The sequence below is a fragment of the Bacillus cereus group sp. N8 genome (genome assembly GCF_016483685.1).
Taxonomy (GTDB): domain Bacteria; phylum Bacillota; class Bacilli; order Bacillales; family Bacillaceae_G; genus Bacillus_A; species Bacillus_A proteolyticus.
Window position 1 is genome coordinate 251,143 of sequence record NZ_JAEHBK010000006.1, and the last position, 15,727, is coordinate 266,869.

Here is a 15,727-nt window from a genome sequence, read left to right on the forward strand (position 1 = left end):
TTAATATAAAGGAAGAGTGGAATGAATAAAAAAACTTGGAGTTTCCTCATTGTTACTGCATTGCTTATTGTTATGACATCATTGTCAGCGATGAAAGGGAGTTTAGAAGTAGGTATTGTTGAGCTTGTACAAGGGATATTTACAGGGGGAAATGAAGATGTTGAAGTGATTAAAGATTTACGTTTCCCACGTATTGTTATTGCACTATTTACTGGAGCAGCTCTGGCTGTTTCAGGTGTGCTTTTTCAAGCTGTTATGAAAAATCCACTTGCTGATGCTGGGGTAATCGGTATATCTTCTGGAGCAAGTTTTATGACACTCGTTATTATTACGTTGTTCCCGCAATTCTTTTTCTGGACACCAGTATTCGCCTTTTTAGGTGGTGCGTTTGCATGTTATCTCGTTTATGCATTTTCATGGAAGTCAGGATTAAGTCCACTACGCATTATTTTAATTGGTATTGCTATTAATGCGATGTTTACTGGATTAAATGAATCATTCGTTACGATTTGTGGATATTTTATTAAGAGTATTAAGCAAACGACGACTTCTAACATAACGATGAAGACGTGGGGCGATGTAGAAATAATGGTTACATATGGGACAATTGGCCTTATTCTCGCTCTGTTTGTAGGAGCATGGTGTAACTTATTATCACTACAAGATAAGACTGCGAAAAACTTAGGCTTGCACGTGACGAGAGTTCGTCTTATTATTTCTGCCATTGCAGTACTTTTAGCGGCAGTATCAACTGCGATTGCGGGCGTTATCGCTTTCGTTGGATTACTTATCCCGCATATTTCAAGGCAATTGGTTGGATCAGATCATAAAGTACTTATTCCGTTTTCAGCCCTTGCAGGTGCGTTATTAATTTTAACGGCAGACACAATCGGGAGGTTAATTGTGCCGCCTAATGAAATTCCAGCAGCAACAATTATGGCGGTTATTGGTGGTCCATTCTTAATATTCTTGCTTAGAAAGAGTGATAAAGTTCATGGAAATTAAAAATGTAACCTTTTCGTATGACAATGTAACAGATCGTTTAAAGTCTGTTAGTAGTGAGATAGAGGTTGGAAAAATTACAACAATTATTGGCCCAAATGGTTGTGGGAAATCAACGTTACTAGGTGTTATGTCGCGAAATCATAATCCCCGTAGCGGGGAAGTAATGCTAGATGGGAAAGCCATTAGCCAGTATAAGCCGAAAGAATTTGCTAGAAAGCTAGCGGTCGTTCATCAGCAAAATGAGGCGCCATCAGATATTACAGTTGAGAAATTAACGAGTTTTGGGCGTATGCCATATAAAAATATTTTTTCTACACAAACTGATGAGGATAGCGAAGCGATCGAAAGAGCATTGGCGTGTACGAGATTACAAGATAAGCGTGATAAGCCAATACATGCATTATCTGGTGGAGAAAGGCAACGTGTGTGGATTGCGATGACATTAGCGCAAAATACACCCATGCTGTTCTTAGACGAACCAACGACGTATTTAGATATCTATTATCAACTTGAAATATTAGAGTTAGTGAAAGAGTTAAATGAAGTACATGGTTTAACGATTGTTATGGTATTACATGACATTAATCAAGCAATCCGTTATAGCGATCATATTATCGTTATGAAAGATGGAGAAATTGTGATGAAGGGTAAGCCAGGTGAAGTCGTAACGGAAGGTATGATTAAAACGATATATGGTGTAGACGTTGTTGTAAAGCACGATAAGGATACAGGGTTGTATATGGTACCAATGGGTATTTAAATATATGAACAATCCATTTTGAGGTGATAATTTGAGTAGTAAAAAAGAAAAGAAAAAAAGTTCTTTTTTTCAACGAATACTTACAGTTGTCTTTTTAGGTATCTTTTTCTACTCTATGTATGAATTAGGCGGTATTTTTATGGACTACTATGAAAATCGTAAAGTACTGGCTGAAGCGCAAGAAATTTATGAGCGGAGTCCGATAGAGGAAAAGGCAAAAGACGGAGAAATACGAACACAGTTTCAAGCTTTACAAAAAATTAATCCAGAAATAGTTGGTTGGATTACGATGGATGATACGCAAATTAATTATCCGATTGTTCAAGCGAAAGATAATGATTACTATTTATACCGTAATTATAAAGGTGAAGATATGAGGGCAGGCAGTATTTTTATGGATCATCGTAACGATGTGAAATCTCAAAATCGAAATACAATTTTATACGGACATCGTATGAAAGACGGTTCTATGTTTGGGAGTCTTAAAAAAATGTTAGAAGAAGATTTCTTTATGTCTCATCGCAAATTGTATTACGATACTTTGTTTGAAGGATATGATGTAGAAGTATTTTCAGTATATACAACGACAACTGATTTCTATTATATTGAAACGGATTTTGGAAGCGATGAGGACTATGGATCTTTTCTAGAAAAAATTAAGGAAAGGTCACTCTATAAAACAGATACAAAAGTGACAGCGGATGATCAAATTTTAACACTTTCTACGTGTGATTATGCACTGGATCCAGAGGCTGGCAGACTAGTCGTTCATGCGAAGTTGGTGAAAAGAAGTTGAAAAAAAGAAAAGGTATAGAAGTTGAGAAGATATATTACTTCTCATACTTCTATACCAATTATTAAACCAAAAGTTATTGTGCTGCAGCCATTGGCATGCGTACAACTTCAACATTGTAGTAAGTGATTTTATTATCAAGAATATATTCTGGCATCCCGCCTTGATGTGAGTGAGCATCTTTAAATGCTGGGCTCTTCGTCCAACCTTGGAAATCTTCTTTTGCATTCCAGCGTGTGCTAATTGTTACTTCATCATAATCAACTGTATTTTGCGTTAAAAGAACTTCTAACCCTAAAAAGCCTGGCATCGTTTCGACTTGACCTACTTTATTAAAGCGCTCAATTAATTTATGTCCATTTCCCTTTGTAATTTTAGCTGTATTTGTAACAATAATCATGTTTTATTCCTCCTATAAATGTAGCCTTTATTTTCGAGAACTCATATACATTAAATGATAATGAAAATCATTATCAATGTCAATGGTAATTTTAAATTATGATAATATTTTTTATGTAAGTACGGTTTCCTCCTGTTGAATGTGTTGACTATGTATTTAACTTGGTTATATATTATGTAAATAGAATTAATTGAAAATATGTAGAAGTAAAGAATGTTTATACTTTGCTGTCGCAATACTATGAACAAGGAGGATATTATGGTCGAATCACTTTTACTTAGTATCGTTATTATTATTACACTGGGCATCGCCTCACAATGGACTGCATGGCGCTTCCAGCTTCCAGCTATAGTTGTTATGGCCGTCGCTGGGTTATTGATTGGTCCCATTTTCGGTATTATTAATCCAAAAGAGGTACTCGGAGATATTTTTAGTCCGCTCGTATCACTTTCTGTTGCCATTATATTATTTGAAGGTAGTTTAAGTTTAGATATACGTGAACTGAGAGGATTGTCAAAACCTGTATTTCGTATTGTTACGGTTGGTGCGTTTATTGCTTGGATTGCTGGATCACTTGCAGCTCATTTCGTCGCTGGATTGGATTGGGCGGTTGCATTTATTATTGGAGGACTTTTCATTGTGACGGGTCCAACGGTAATTATTCCGTTATTACGTCAAGCGCGATTAAAACCAAGAACAGCTGCCATTTTAAAGTGGGAAGGGATTATCGTTGATCCATTTGGAGCTTTACTTGCTGTATTTGCTTTTCAAATTGTAAATTTCTTAACGAAAGAAACTGTACAACTGCATACGTTACTATATTTCTTTGCTGGTTCATTATTCGCAATGGTGCTCGGATATGCATGTAGTATTTTTATGAGCTATATGATTTTAAAAGGAAAAGTACCAGAGTATTTAAAGGCGCCGCTTTTGCTCGTTACGGTATTATTATGTTTCGGTATTGCAGATGAAGTGATGCATGAAACAGGTATGTTAGCCGTAACGGTAATGGGGATTACGCTTGCTCGGATGAAGAAATATATTTCATCCATCGGTGATATTCGACATTTCAACGAAAATATTTCAGTACTATTAACATCGACTGTTTTTATCATATTAACAGCTTCGCTTCCAAGGACGACTATTATGGAGATTTTTAGCTGGCCTATTATAAGTTTTGTACTTATGATGCTATTTGTTGTTCGTCCTTTATCGATTTGGGTATCGACAATTGGAACAGAGTTAACAAAATCAGAACGGGCTTTAGTTGGTTGGATTGCGCCGCGAGGTATTGTTGCATTAACTGTTTCTAGTTATTTTGCGACTGAGTTATTACAAGAAGGTTATAAAGATGCTTCAATATTAACGGCACTTACATTTGCGCTCGTTATTACGACAGTTTGCGCTCACGGATTCTCGATTAGGTTTTTAGCTAAGAAATTAGGATTGGCGAATACTGAGCCACCAGGTATTTTAATTTCAGGCGCGAGTACATTCTCAGCTGCTTTTGCGTTGCATTGTAAAGAGATGAGTATTCCGAGTTTAATTGTAGATGTATCAGAAGAACATTTGCAATGTGCGAAAGTAAAAGAGCTTAATACTTATAATGGCCAAATACTCTCAGAACAGTTGCAATTTGAAGTTGATATGAATCAATATGAATACTTAATTGCAGTTACAGATACGGATTCATATAACGTATTGGTTGCCAATACGTATGTTCCGCAGTTTGGACATCATAATACATTTTTACTCCCAATTCATGATGTGGAAAAAATTGAACAAGAGCGCATTTCTCTTTCGAAAAAAGCGCATTTACTGTTTGGGAAAAATGAAATTTATGAAGAGTTAAATAGAAAGATTGAAGATGGTTATACATTTAAAACGATACAAGTTGAAAAAGAACAAAAAATTAATAAAGAAGAGATCTATTCAGAGGATGTACTATTATTGATTCGTCACAATGACGGTAGTCTTACGTTTTCGACATTGTATAAATATATAACAGTTATGCCAGGAGATGAGCTAGTTGTACTAGCAAAGCAATAATATGGTATAGTGAAACGAGGCTGTTTTTTAGCCTCTTTTTTATATGCTTCCTACTAATAGAAAGCATTCAAATGGAAAGGAAGACATTACATGCGATCTGAAGTAACTATAAAAATAAAACCGAAATTTATAAAAGAAATTAAAAGTGGATATCCGCTTATTTTAAAAGATGCAATTCAAAACTTAAATGATGTTCGTGAAGAAGGAACAATCATCAAAGTAGTAGATGAAAAGAACCAATTTATCGGAAAAGGCTATTATGGAAAACAAAATAAAGGGTATGGCTGGATTTTAACGAGAAAAGAAAAAGAGCAAATTAATCAGGATTTCTTTGAAAGTAAAATCAAATCCGCGTTACATAAACGAAAGCAGTTCTATAAATCAAAGGATACAACGGCATTCCGTGCCCTAAATGGTGAGGGAGACGGTCTTGGCGGTTTAATCATCGATTATTATGACGGTTTTTACGTGGTGAGCTGGTATAGTGAGGGGATTTATACTTTCAGAGATGAAATTGTAGCAGCTCTTCAAAAAGTAGCGAACTTTAAAGGTATCTATGAGAAAAAGCGTTTTGATACGAAAGGGAAATACATTGAGGATGATGATTTCGTAGCAGGAGAGCGCGGTGAGTTCCCACTTATCGTAAAAGAAAACGGTGTAAACTTTGCTGTATATTTAAATGACGGGGCGATGGTTGGTGTATTTTTAGATCAACGTAACGTTCGAAAACAAATTCGTGATAAATATGCACAAGGAAGAACTGTTTTAAATATGTTCTCTTATACAGGAGCGTTCTCTGTATTTGCAGCGCTTGGCGGCGCAAGTAAAACAACAAGTGTTGACCTTGCCAATCGTAGTTTAAGTAAAACGATTGAGCAGTTCAGTGTAAATGAAATTGATTACGAAGCACAAGACATTATTGTAGAAGATGTATTTTTATATTTCAAATATGCAGCTAAGAAAAAGATGAAATTTGATATGGTGGTACTTGATCCTCCAAGTTTTGCACGCTCTAAAAAATATACATTTAGCGCAGCGAAAGACTATAAAAACTTATTAAAAGAAACAATCGCGATTACAGAAAATAACGGTATTATCGTTGCTTCTACAAATTGTAGCGCGTTCGATATGAAAAAGTTTAAAGGTTTTATCGATACAGCATTTAAAGAAATGAATGGAAAATATAAAATATTAGAAGAACATTCTTTACCAGAAGATTTCCGTACAATTGATCAGTTTAAAGAGGGAGACTATTTAAAAGTAGTTTTCATCGAGAAAATTAAAGGTTAATACAGAAAAAGGAGCTCAAGTTTAAATGAGCTCCTTTTCTTATTGAACGATATTTTGTACTCTGCCAACTTGCCCATCCTGCAATCGTACTTTAATACCGTGCGGATGAGAGGGGGAGTTAGTTAGAATATCTTTTACAATTCCTCTTGTTAGCTTGCCTGTACGTTGATCTTGTTTTAATACAATATCAACTTCAAGACCTGATGAAATGTTAGATCGTTTTTGTCCGTTCATTTACACACCTGTACGTCTACGTTGGTTGTTTGTTTTCTTCGTTTGTTGGTTTTGTAATTTTTTCGTTGCTTGGCTTTGATTCGTATTGTTTGCAGCATTTCCATTTCCTTGCTTTTTCTTTGCAAGTTGTTCGCGCATTAAATCAGCTAAGCTTACTTTTTTGTTTTCTGACATGATAAGTCTCCTTTATATAAAGTTAATTATGAACAATAGTAGTGAATTTTATCATATCATTGTTAAGGAAGGAAGGGAAGTTGGTTTGAAAATTCATATAATTCTTTCCAGCATTCCTTCGTTACGATACAATTAAAATGTTAATGTTTGTAAAAAAAGGGGATAGAAATATGTCACATCATATTTTATTAGTTGAAGATGACATCTCAATTCAAGAGATGGTTGAAACATATTTAGTAAAAGAAGGTTTTCACGTTACAATCGCATCTGATGGAGAAGAAGGGGTTAACGCATTTTTAAAAGGTTCATTTGATTTGATTATCCTCGATATTATGATGCCAAAGTTAGATGGCTTAGAGGTTGTTCGAATCATTCGAGAAAAAAGTGCGGTGCCGATTTTAATGATGTCGGCAAAAGATACAGATGTTGATAAAGCTGTTGGGTTAGGACTTGGAGCAGATGATTACATTTGTAAGCCGTTTTCTATGATTGAATTGGTAGCACGTGTAAAAGCCGCTATTCGAAGGTCTACAAAGTATTCAGCTGTGGAATCGAAAGATGAGGCCATTCAGATTGGTGATTTAATAATTGACCCAATTAATTTTACTGTGGAGAAAAAGGGAAGACAGCTTAAACTTACTTTAAAAGAATTTGAGATTTTAAAGCTATTCGTGAAGAATCAAAATCGTGTTTTTACGAAAGCGCAAATATATACGCTTGTTTGGAATGAAGAATATTATGGTGATGATAATGTTATTAATGTTCATATGAGAAGATTACGTGAGAAAATTGAAAGTGATCCATCTAATCCGGAATATATTAAAACACTATGGGGCATCGGTTATAAGTTGGAAGTGATGTAATATGGTCAATCTGTTAATAGGCATTATTTTTATATTGTTATGTGTCATTTACATACAATATAAAATGAGAAAAAACAGTAGCGGGAATTTACGGTACACATATGAAAAGCTAGAAAGTATTGTAAATGAAAAAACAGGTGAGAAGTTACTCGTTATGACAGATGATCCAGAATTGCAAAGGTTATTAGTAGCAATTAATCAATTATTAGATGCAAAACAAAAAATGAATGCCGATCATGCGAAAGTAGAAATTTCGATGAGAAAAATGCTTTCAAATATTTCACATGATTTAAAGACGCCATTAACCGTTATTCTTGGATATACAGAAATGTTAAATGCGGATAAAACGATAAATGAAGAAGAACGGCGAATATTACTTGAAAAGGTGCATATGAAAACGCTGGAAGTGATGGAACTGATTCATAAGTTTTTTGATTTGGCAAAATTAGAATCTGGTGACAAGGCAATCGAGATGACAAAAGTAAATATGAATGAAGTTTGCCGCGAGAAGATTTTATCTTTTTATGATTTAGTGACGACGAAAGGTTTTCATGTTCATATTGATATACCAGAAAGAAATATATATGCACTTGGAAATGTAGAAGTATTAGGTAGAGTATTGAATAATTTAATATCAAATGCGATTACATATGGAGACGATGGAAAGATACTCGGTATGACGTTAAGAGATGATGAAACGAGTGTGTATATAGATGTATGGGATACAGGAAAAGGAATTGATGAATCTCATATTGATAAAGTGTTTGAGCGTATGTACACACTTGAAGATTCCAGAAATAGATTGTACCAAGGAAGCGGTTTAGGGTTAACGATTACGAAAAGGCTTGTGGAAGCGATGGATGGAAAAATACATCTTTCTAGTAAGCCGTATGAAAAAACGATTTTTACAGTTGTATTAAAAAAAATGCTGTTTTAGCTTGTAGAGAAGTAAATTCTACAAGCTTTTTTTCAGCGTAAGGAATTTGTAAGGAACGGGTAAGAAAAAAGAGATTTCCGTTGTCTATTATAGAAGTATAAGGTAGTGCGAAAGGAGACAGTGACATGACATATATATTAAAAACGAATCAGTTAACGAAAGTGTTTAAAGGGAAAGAAGTTATTTCTAGCGTTAACATGCATGTGAAAAAAGGAGAGATATACGGTTTCTTAGGACCGAATGGTGCAGGTAAAACAACGATTATGAAAATGATCACAAATTTAATAAAACCGACGAGCGGTGATATTGAAATTTTCGGTGAGAAGTTAACGGATACATCTTATGAATTGTTAAAGCGCATGGGTACAATTATCGAATATCCAATCTTTTATGATAAATTAACGGCGAAGGAAAACTTAGAATTACATTGTGAATATATGGGGTATTACGACAAGAACGCAATTGATCATGCTTTACATTTAGTAAAACTGCACGGTATAGATGATAAAAAAGTAAAAGATTTTTCATTAGGGATGAAGCAACGACTTGGTATTGCAAGGGCGATCATGACAAAGCCAGAATTACTCATTTTAGATGAGCCAATTAACGGTTTAGATCCAATTGGTATTAAAGAATTACGAGACTTATTTAAAATGCTTTGCAAAGAATATGGCATTACATTATTAGTTTCTAGTCATATTTTAGGTGAGATGGAACTAATGGCGGATACAATTGGTGTGATTCAAAATGGAAAACTAATAAAAGAAGTTTCAATGAAGAGCATTAACGGAAAACAAACAGAGTACATTGAAATCACTGTTCCTGATGTGAAACGTGCAGCTTATATTTTAGAAGATAAACTCGGTATAAAAAATTACAAAATAATGAGTGGAAATATGATTCGTGTGTATGAATTGAAGGCGACGCAGCAAGCCATTTCAAAAGCACTTATTATGAACGATGTAGAAATTGAAAGTATTAATAAGAAACATAGTTCCTTAGAAGAATATTTCTTAAATGTAATGGATGGGGAAGGTATTCATGCTTAGTGGAGGTGACTTATATGTTTAAACTAATGAAGCTCGAATGGAAGAAGCATCAACTATCTAGTTACTTTAAAGGTGTAGCAATTTGTATTATAGCAATTTTCGTTGTAGTAAACCTTATGGCGTTGGGAGTGAAAGACGAGGTAGATGGGCTATTCTCTGACTTCACGCAACAAATGGTTTTAATAAACACTTTTATTAGGATAACATTTATTATTTTTAGTTCGGTCATTTTATCACGTTTAGTAATTGATGAGTATAAGAACAAAACGATGCAACTATTGTTTATGTACCCACTGCAAAGGAAAATGTTAATGAGGGCGAAATTAACAATTGTTTTTTGTTTTTGTTTTGTGAGCACGATTATTGCTACTTTCATTATTAGTTTGCTCGTATATTTTGTGAGTCCAATGATGGGACTGATTGAAACACCAGTTACGATAGGTGAAATAATAGCTATTGTTCCAGCTACCTTTATAAGTGCATTTATGATATCTGGTATAAGTTTAATTCCTTTATTTTTTGGGATGAGAAAGAAATCGACACCGACAACGATTACTTCTGCAGTAATAATTGGGATGTTAATTAGTAGTAACTTTGGTTCTGGAAACGGTCAAGTAAGTATGTTTAATTTTATAGCTATCCCAATAGTGCTCTGTTTATTAGGGATTTTCATTAGTTATCTATCGTATCGTAAAATCGACAAGGTTGATGTGGCGTAAAAGAAGCTTAAAACAACAACGAACTGGGGTATGAATGTTGAAAAAAATAATAGTAATTGCAATTTTATTTCTGACAATTGCTAGTGCGGTTTTTGGTTTTAAGGTATTTCAGGGGAAAGATTTTAAGAAAGAAAAGTCTTTTGAGATAAATCATATAAAAGAAATAGAAGTAGACAATGAAAACTGGGATATTGAGTTGAAAAGTACAGACGCTAACAAAATAGTAATTTCTGCTCAAGGGAAACGAGTAGATAAAGAGATAGATCCCGTCGAAATAGAACATGAAGGGAATAAAGTTATAGTTAAGCAAAAACAAAAGGCGACCAGATTCGTTAATGGTTTTACGTTTAGGAAGAAAAATAGTATATCTATAGCTATCCCGAAGAAAGAAATAGATGAAATTGTATTAAATAATAAATCGGGTGATGTAAAAATAAGCGATATAGTAGTAAAAAGTATCGTGACAAAAAGTGAGTCTGGAGATGAAATGATTACAGGACTATCGGCAGAGAAGGGTGAGTTTACATCCGAAAGTGGAGATTTAATGTTAAAAGATAGTTCATTACAAGAAGTAAATATAACTTCTACTACTGGCGATAATTATGTGAAAAACATAAAAAATAAAAATATGAACATCACTTCAACATCCGGTGAAGTATTACTGAAAGATATGAAAGAAGGAAAATCATTATTTGTAGAAACAAAATCAGGCGATATTGGCGTACGGTATAAAGGTGTTCCGACTTCTTTAAAATTTACGGCTAAAAGTAATTCGTCTGACGTAATGGTGAATGTAAATGGACTGAAGAAAGATAAAAATACAGAAAAGGTAAAAGCAGGAACCATCGGTGATGCAAAAAACGAAGTGAAGATTTTAAGTGAAACAGGAGCGATTTATATCGATTAAATTTTAAATGAAGGGAGGACTATTATGCTACGTCTTATGAAGCTAGAATTGAAAAAGTTTAAGCTTGGCTGGTATGTGAGGGGAGCGATTATTGCAAATATCGCTATACTGGCATTAATGATCTTTACGAGCATCGTTGCTCAAGTAGAAGGTGATCCGGAAGTAAGGGATCCGCAGATGATGTTGTTAACGGCTAGTACATTAGTAAGAGCAACATTTATTATTTTTGGTAGTGTGTTAATCGCAAGGTTAATAATTAGTGAATATAAAAACAAAACAATCCTACTTATGTTTTCTTATCCTATTAATCGGAGGAAAATGATGAGTAGTAAGTTAGCCATTACAGCGATAGTAACATTTATAACAGTCATTTTATCTAACATTTTAGTAGTGGGGATTTTCTTTGGGATAGATAGCTATTTTTCGATTCTTCCTAATCCATTTACAGTAGAGCAATTGACGCAAGAAGGAATAAAACTGGTTCCTTTAGCTATTGCAACTGCGGGAATAAGTTTAATCCCATTATATTTCGGAATGCGTAAACGTTCAGTGCCAGCTACAATTGTTCCATCTCTTATCGTTGTATCAATTGCAATGAATACCAACCCAGCGTTTTCTACAGCAACTTTTCTTCCCCTTCAACTAGCATTGGCAGCAATTGGAGTTGTGATTGCATATTACGGAATTAAAAATATAGAGAAGGAAGATGTAACTATATGACAAGAATAAGAAAAAAGAGTTGGCGTTACACCAACTCTTTTTTTGTATATGTATGCTTCGTTACTACTCTGTAAATTTGGAGTGTTTGCTTAAATACGCTTGTACTCCTGGAGAAATATTAAAGTTATTAGGGCTTTTATATTCGATAGTAAACTCTCCGTCTCTACTTGTCTCAAAGGAGATGGCATAGCTATTCATTTTAGCATCGTAAGAAGTATTTTTGACTTCCGCATCTAGATTAAAGTATTTTGTAATATATTCTTTTGATTCCGTAATTGCTGTTTGTTTTTCCCAAGGGGTACCATAATATGTGAAATAAAGAGATACACTAATAACTCCAATAATAGAAGTTAGTAAAATAGTTCCCATAACTATTTTTTTATTTTTTGTATTCAATTTGGTTGCGCCTCCTTATAATATGTATTCATTTTAACGTGTTTTTTCCATAAAACAACCATTTAATAGAAAATAGTTTCACATGAAACAAGTTACAGAAAAAGACAAGGTTTGTAAACACCTTGTCTTTTTCTGTAGTTACATTTTAGGAGCTTCCATTCCAGCCGCAGCCCATTCTTCTTTTGCAGGACCATATACGCCAGGAACTGTTAAGCCAGCTTGGCGCATTAAAACTGTCATTTGTCCGCGGTGGTGATTTTGATGATTAATGAGCGTCATTAAAAATATAGAATTCGGCATAGGGCGACCAAAGAAATCATTAATAGTAGTTAAGTCTTTATCAGTCCATTCGCTTTGAAGTGCTTCAACAAAAGCCGCATTTACTTTACGATACCCATCTGCAATTGTTTTTGCTGAAGTTGGAACAGGATAATCTTTCGTTTCCCCTTCAAACTTAAGCCCTGTTCCAGATAACATAACAGGAAGTGCTGTAACGATATGCCAAGCGACTCTCCCTAACGTCCAGTGCCCAGGTGCAATTTCTTGTGATAAAGATTCATCTGTTAATGTATCGAGCATCTTTTGAGTAGACTCAGCCTCGTATGTCCATGATTGTAAGAAACCTTCAATTGTTTGGTACATTGTTATCCCTCCTATTTTTGTTCATAGATTAAATTCGTGAGAGATAATATAATCCCTGTTCCACAAGAAATAATTAATTAAGCATTGCTACAATATGAAAACAATTAGAAAATATTTGTAAAAGTGTCAGAAAACGAATGTATTCATTCGTATATATAATGAATAAAGAATGGGATAAAGAGTGGTGATAAGGGTGAAGGATATAGAAATAGTAGAAGGTCTTCGAAAGCAAGATATGTTAGCATTACATACAGCAATTGATCGATATGGGGATTTAATTTATAAGGTGGTTCATAGTGTTTTAGATACGGCACAGAGTAAGGTGTTAGTGGACGAATGTGTTGACGATATTTTATTAATCGTTTGGTACAACATTAGTAGTTATGATGAAAATCGTGGAAAATTTAGAAACTGGCTTATATCTGTCGCTAAATTTAAAGCCATTGATTATAAACGAAAAAGTAATAAGGCTTATCAATTACAAGAGTTTCAGCAAGAAATATATGAAGATAGAAAAAATGTCAATTTAACAAAAGAAGAGCGAGATTATAATTTTTACGTTTTAATTAAAGAATTGAATGAAGAAGATAAGAAAATTTTTATAAAAAGGTATTTAGATGAATATAGCGTACAAGAAATAGCGCTTGAATTCGGTATGACACGAGATACGGTATATAGCAGGCTTTCAAGAGGGAGAAAAAATTGAAGAAGATGTTGGGGGGAAAAGAAATGAATAAAGAAAAGTTACTTCAGGAATTAAATAACTTGCAGTATAGCGATAATTTTGTAGATGATTATAGAAATGATGAGAAAATAGATAAAAAGAAAATAGATCGTACAAAAGAAGTTGTAACAAAAACAATTTTAATGAAACGTTGTTATGAGGTTGTACAAGAAGAGTTACAGGGAAGCGAAGAGATTTTATATAGTATGTTTGCTGAAAATCCTCGCGTGAAAAATTGGCAGACAGGAACAGCGATGAGCTTAGGGGTAGGCGTTCTTGCAATGAACTTCGTTATTAATAATGTGTTAATCGTTACAAATAAACGGTTGTATGTGTTTTTTATGGATCGTTATTATAATGAAGTTGATTTAAAAGTATGTGTATTGAATGAAGTAGCTTATATGAAAACAATATTAGACCGTAAAGGTGGAAGTGAGTTTCTGCATATAAAGTATAAAAATGATAAGGAATACGTATTATTGGGAAATGCTGATGATTACAGAGAGTTATTTCAAATAGTAGGTAGATTGAAAATAGCAAACGGAATAGAACTAAGGTTACAGGATAAGAAATTAAAGAGACGGTTAACTTTAAAACGAAGTGTGTTTAATATAATCATGTATTCACTTGTTATATATTTTATGTATAAAGCTTATATTAATTTTATGCCATAATAAAAAAGACGGCTTCACATATATGAAGCCGTCTTTTAACTAACCTTCTTCCCACTCTTCCTCATCAACCACAAGAAATACGGTGCTCCAAGTACAGCAACAACAAGCCCAGAAGGAATTTCCTTCGGATATGTAATCGTTCGTCCGAGTAAGTCAGTAATGGAAAGAAGGATTGCTCCAAACAGTGCTGAACAAACGAATAGTCTTTGATGATTCATGCCAACAACGATTCGCGCTAAGTGCGGTGCAACAAGGCCTAAAAAGGCGATAGTACCGACAGCAGCAATATTAATTGATGCAAGTAGTGTCGCTAACACAATTAGAGCAAGATGCGTTTTATTTACAGGCTGCCCGAGTCCGGTTGCTAAATCATCGCCAAGCACAAGAACGTCGAGTTATTTCATTTTATTATAATTCTTAATGTCTGCCATCCCTACTGGCTGAACACCAAGTGCTAATAAGTCTTCTGAATATACCCACTCAAGTACAACAACTTTTTTCGCTGGTTTATCTAACTTCGTTTCCCCTTCAGCGTGTTTAATGGCTATAGCTTGATTTTTATTGTCCGCTTTTGTTTCTTTTTTCTCCCCTTTTTGCTGACCACATCCAACATCGAATAGAAGAACTGCTATGAAAATACCGATAATTTTCTTCATCTTCTGCCCAAAAATAAAATGTTTTATTTGCAATATGTACGATGGTGAAAATCATTATCAATTAAAATATCCAAATCATACTATGAGGGCATTTTAAGTGTCAATATTTTTTGGGAATTTAGACTAAAAATAACGATTTATACAGATTTTAATATGTCGTATTAAAATGCATACGTGTATCAAAGTTGAAGGAGCTGAAATTCCTTTAATGAGGAAGGCGAAAGTACAAGCGAAAGGAGAGCGTATTGCATGTAATATTTATTAGAATGTAAGGAAAAAAACTTTGTTTATAAAAGGTTTGTTCCAGAGCGGGTAGTTGATAAGGAAAATAAAAACTGATTTATATTAGAAAGATATTTTTAATTAGTGGGCTGTACTTAAACGATTGAACACGAAGGAGGGTCAACATGTCTTTATGGAGTAATAATGCAAATGGATATTGTGGATGTAATAATCAAAATGGTTTACATGTTGATTCGTGCTGTTTTAGTTGCGATGGGACAGTTCCTAAGCTTGGGCCAACAGGTCCAACAGGTCCAACGGGAGCGACGGGAGCGACAGGTTCAACAGGAGCAACGGGAGCAACAGGAGATACAGGTACAACGGGAGCAACGGGAGTAACAGGAGCAACGGGAGCGACAGGTTCAACGGGAGTAACAGGAGCAACGGGAGCAACGGGAGTAACAGGAGCAACAGGAGTACTGTCTCTTATACACATCTCCGAGCCCACGAGAC

At 34.4% G+C, this 15,727-nt stretch carries 17 protein-coding genes and 3 pseudogenes; 13 read left to right on the forward strand and 7 right to left on the reverse strand.

Going from position 1 to position 15,727, the window contains the following annotated elements; genetic code table 11:
* The first annotated feature begins 21 nt into the window (after positions 1-21).
* From JDS80_RS12740 to srtB, 3 genes are read left to right on the forward strand one after another with little or no spacing between them, the layout of a single operon-like run.
* Positions 22-1,005 (forward strand): FecCD family ABC transporter permease, encoded by a 984-nt coding sequence (locus tag JDS80_RS12740; RefSeq protein WP_071771023.1) that lies wholly within the window; start codon positions 22-24, stop codon positions 1,003-1,005.
* Complete coding sequence (locus JDS80_RS12745) at positions 995-1,765, forward strand: ABC transporter ATP-binding protein (protein ID WP_199638711.1); 771 nt, start codon at positions 995-997, stop codon at positions 1,763-1,765. The genes JDS80_RS12740 and JDS80_RS12745 overlap by 11 nt, the downstream gene beginning before the upstream one ends.
* A 31-nt stretch (positions 1,766-1,796) precedes the next feature.
* Positions 1,797-2,561: a class B sortase gene (gene srtB, locus JDS80_RS12750; protein WP_071748247.1), complete on the forward strand. Its 765-nt coding sequence runs from the start codon at positions 1,797-1,799 to the stop codon at positions 2,559-2,561.
* Positions 2,562-2,634: 73 nt separating this feature from the next.
* Here srtB and isdG read toward each other — a convergent pair whose 3' ends face one another.
* Positions 2,635-2,958 (reverse strand): heme oxygenase, encoded by a 324-nt coding sequence (gene isdG / locus JDS80_RS12755; protein WP_199638713.1) that lies wholly within the window; start codon positions 2,956-2,958, stop codon positions 2,635-2,637.
* Between the two features lie 258 nt (positions 2,959-3,216).
* On the opposite strand from isdG, the gene JDS80_RS12760 reads away from it, so the two are divergent.
* Both JDS80_RS12760 and JDS80_RS12765 read left to right on the forward strand, forming a co-directional pair.
* Positions 3,217-5,007 (forward strand): cation:proton antiporter, encoded by a 1,791-nt coding sequence (locus JDS80_RS12760; RefSeq protein WP_199638715.1) that lies wholly within the window; start codon positions 3,217-3,219, stop codon positions 5,005-5,007.
* A gap of 90 nt (positions 5,008-5,097) precedes the next feature.
* Positions 5,098-6,297: a class I SAM-dependent rRNA methyltransferase gene (locus JDS80_RS12765; RefSeq protein ID WP_071771022.1), complete on the forward strand. Its 1,200-nt coding sequence runs from the start codon at positions 5,098-5,100 to the stop codon at positions 6,295-6,297.
* A gap of 39 nt (positions 6,298-6,336) precedes the next feature.
* On the opposite strand, the gene JDS80_RS12770 is transcribed toward JDS80_RS12765, so the two are convergent.
* Together JDS80_RS12770 and JDS80_RS12775 are read right to left on the reverse strand one after the other, a co-directional pair.
* Entirely contained in the window at positions 6,337-6,531 is a 195-nt protein-coding gene (locus JDS80_RS12770) for a YwbE family protein (protein WP_001014316.1), read from the reverse strand.
* Positions 6,532-6,705 (reverse strand): hypothetical protein, encoded by a 174-nt coding sequence (locus tag JDS80_RS12775; RefSeq protein WP_071748244.1) that lies wholly within the window; start codon positions 6,703-6,705, stop codon positions 6,532-6,534.
* A gap of 170 nt (positions 6,706-6,875) precedes the next feature.
* Here JDS80_RS12775 and JDS80_RS12780 point away from each other — a divergent pair, with 170 nt between their 5' ends.
* The 6 genes from JDS80_RS12780 to JDS80_RS12805 all read left to right on the forward strand — a co-directional run bounded on the left by JDS80_RS12780 (position 6,876) and on the right by JDS80_RS12805 (position 11,900).
* Entirely contained in the window at positions 6,876-7,568 is a 693-nt protein-coding gene (locus JDS80_RS12780; RefSeq protein WP_098888803.1) for a response regulator transcription factor, read from the forward strand.
* Between the two features lies 1 nt (position 7,569).
* Positions 7,570-8,505 (forward strand): HAMP domain-containing histidine kinase, encoded by a 936-nt coding sequence (locus JDS80_RS12785; protein ID WP_199638717.1) that lies wholly within the window; start codon positions 7,570-7,572, stop codon positions 8,503-8,505.
* 125 nt (positions 8,506-8,630) lie between these two features.
* Positions 8,631-9,554 (forward strand): ABC transporter ATP-binding protein, encoded by a 924-nt coding sequence (locus JDS80_RS12790; protein ID WP_016086047.1) that lies wholly within the window; start codon positions 8,631-8,633, stop codon positions 9,552-9,554.
* A 14-nt stretch (positions 9,555-9,568) separates the two neighbouring features.
* Positions 9,569-10,273 carry an ABC transporter permease gene (locus JDS80_RS12795; protein ID WP_199638719.1) on the forward strand — a complete coding sequence of 235 codons (705 nt, stop codon included), beginning with the start codon at positions 9,569-9,571 and terminating at the stop codon, positions 10,271-10,273.
* Positions 10,274-10,307: 34 nt separating this feature from the next.
* Positions 10,308-11,180: a DUF4097 family beta strand repeat-containing protein gene (locus tag JDS80_RS12800; protein ID WP_199638721.1), complete on the forward strand. Its 873-nt coding sequence runs from the start codon at positions 10,308-10,310 to the stop codon at positions 11,178-11,180.
* Between the two features lie 24 nt (positions 11,181-11,204).
* Positions 11,205-11,900, forward strand: a complete 696-nt coding sequence (locus JDS80_RS12805; protein WP_199638724.1) for an ABC transporter permease — start codon at positions 11,205-11,207, stop codon at positions 11,898-11,900.
* Between the two features lie 63 nt (positions 11,901-11,963).
* On the opposite strand, the gene JDS80_RS12810 is transcribed toward JDS80_RS12805, so the two are convergent.
* Together JDS80_RS12810 and JDS80_RS12815 are read right to left on the reverse strand one after the other, a co-directional pair.
* On the reverse strand, positions 11,964-12,296 hold the full coding sequence (locus tag JDS80_RS12810; RefSeq protein ID WP_199638726.1) for a YfjL-like protein: 333 nt from the start codon (positions 12,294-12,296) through the stop codon (positions 11,964-11,966).
* Positions 12,297-12,434: 138 nt separating this feature from the next.
* Positions 12,435-12,938 carry a DinB family protein gene (locus tag JDS80_RS12815; protein ID WP_071771016.1) on the reverse strand — a complete coding sequence of 168 codons (504 nt, stop codon included), beginning with the start codon at positions 12,936-12,938 and terminating at the stop codon, positions 12,435-12,437.
* 184 nt (positions 12,939-13,122) lie between these two features.
* On the opposite strand from JDS80_RS12815, the pseudogene JDS80_RS12820 reads away from it, so the two are divergent.
* Positions 13,123-13,664: pseudogene (locus tag JDS80_RS12820) on the forward strand (sigma-70 family RNA polymerase sigma factor); the annotation flags it as partial.
* 3 nt (positions 13,665-13,667) lie between these two features.
* Positions 13,668-14,336 carry a septation ring formation regulator EzrA gene (locus JDS80_RS12825; RefSeq protein ID WP_199638730.1) on the forward strand — a complete coding sequence of 223 codons (669 nt, stop codon included), beginning with the start codon at positions 13,668-13,670 and terminating at the stop codon, positions 14,334-14,336.
* Between the two features lie 35 nt (positions 14,337-14,371).
* Here JDS80_RS12825 and JDS80_RS12830 read toward each other — a convergent pair.
* Positions 14,372-14,731: pseudogene (locus tag JDS80_RS12830) on the reverse strand (FecCD family ABC transporter permease); the annotation flags it as partial.
* 9 nt (positions 14,732-14,740) lie between these two features.
* Positions 14,741-14,992, reverse strand: a pseudogene (locus JDS80_RS12835) (ABC transporter substrate-binding protein); the annotation flags it as partial.
* Positions 14,993-15,727: the final 735 nt, after the last annotated feature.

Bases quoted from the DNA above. Each gene is read 5' to 3' on its own strand.
- JDS80_RS12795 (WP_199638719.1), top strand. From the start codon at position 9,569: ATGTTTAAACTAATGAAGCTCGAATGGAAGAAGCATCAACTATCTAGT.
- JDS80_RS12800 (WP_199638721.1), top strand. From the start codon at position 10,308: ATGTTGAAAAAAATAATAGTAATTGCAATTTTATTTCTGACAATTGCT.
- JDS80_RS12760 (WP_199638715.1), top strand. From the start codon at position 3,217: ATGGTCGAATCACTTTTACTTAGTATCGTTATTATTATTACACTGGGC.
- JDS80_RS12780 (WP_098888803.1), top strand. From the start codon at position 6,876: ATGTCACATCATATTTTATTAGTTGAAGATGACATCTCAATTCAAGAG.
- JDS80_RS12740 (WP_071771023.1), top strand. From the start codon at position 22: ATGAATAAAAAAACTTGGAGTTTCCTCATTGTTACTGCATTGCTTATT.
- JDS80_RS12785 (WP_199638717.1), top strand. From the start codon at position 7,570: ATGGTCAATCTGTTAATAGGCATTATTTTTATATTGTTATGTGTCATT.
- JDS80_RS12770 (WP_001014316.1), bottom strand. From the start codon at position 6,531: ATGAACGGACAAAAACGATCTAACATTTCATCAGGTCTTGAAGTTGAT.
- JDS80_RS12805 (WP_199638724.1), top strand. From the start codon at position 11,205: ATGCTACGTCTTATGAAGCTAGAATTGAAAAAGTTTAAGCTTGGCTGG.
- JDS80_RS12790 (WP_016086047.1), top strand. From the start codon at position 8,631: ATGACATATATATTAAAAACGAATCAGTTAACGAAAGTGTTTAAAGGG.
- JDS80_RS12815 (WP_071771016.1), bottom strand. From the start codon at position 12,938: ATGTACCAAACAATTGAAGGTTTCTTACAATCATGGACATACGAGGCT.
- JDS80_RS12825 (WP_199638730.1), top strand. From the start codon at position 13,668: ATGAATAAAGAAAAGTTACTTCAGGAATTAAATAACTTGCAGTATAGC.
- isdG (WP_199638713.1), bottom strand. From the start codon at position 2,958: ATGATTATTGTTACAAATACAGCTAAAATTACAAAGGGAAATGGACAT.
- JDS80_RS12765 (WP_071771022.1), top strand. From the start codon at position 5,098: ATGCGATCTGAAGTAACTATAAAAATAAAACCGAAATTTATAAAAGAA.
- JDS80_RS12775 (WP_071748244.1), bottom strand. From the start codon at position 6,705: ATGTCAGAAAACAAAAAAGTAAGCTTAGCTGATTTAATGCGCGAACAA.
- JDS80_RS12745 (WP_199638711.1), top strand. From the start codon at position 995: ATGGAAATTAAAAATGTAACCTTTTCGTATGACAATGTAACAGATCGT.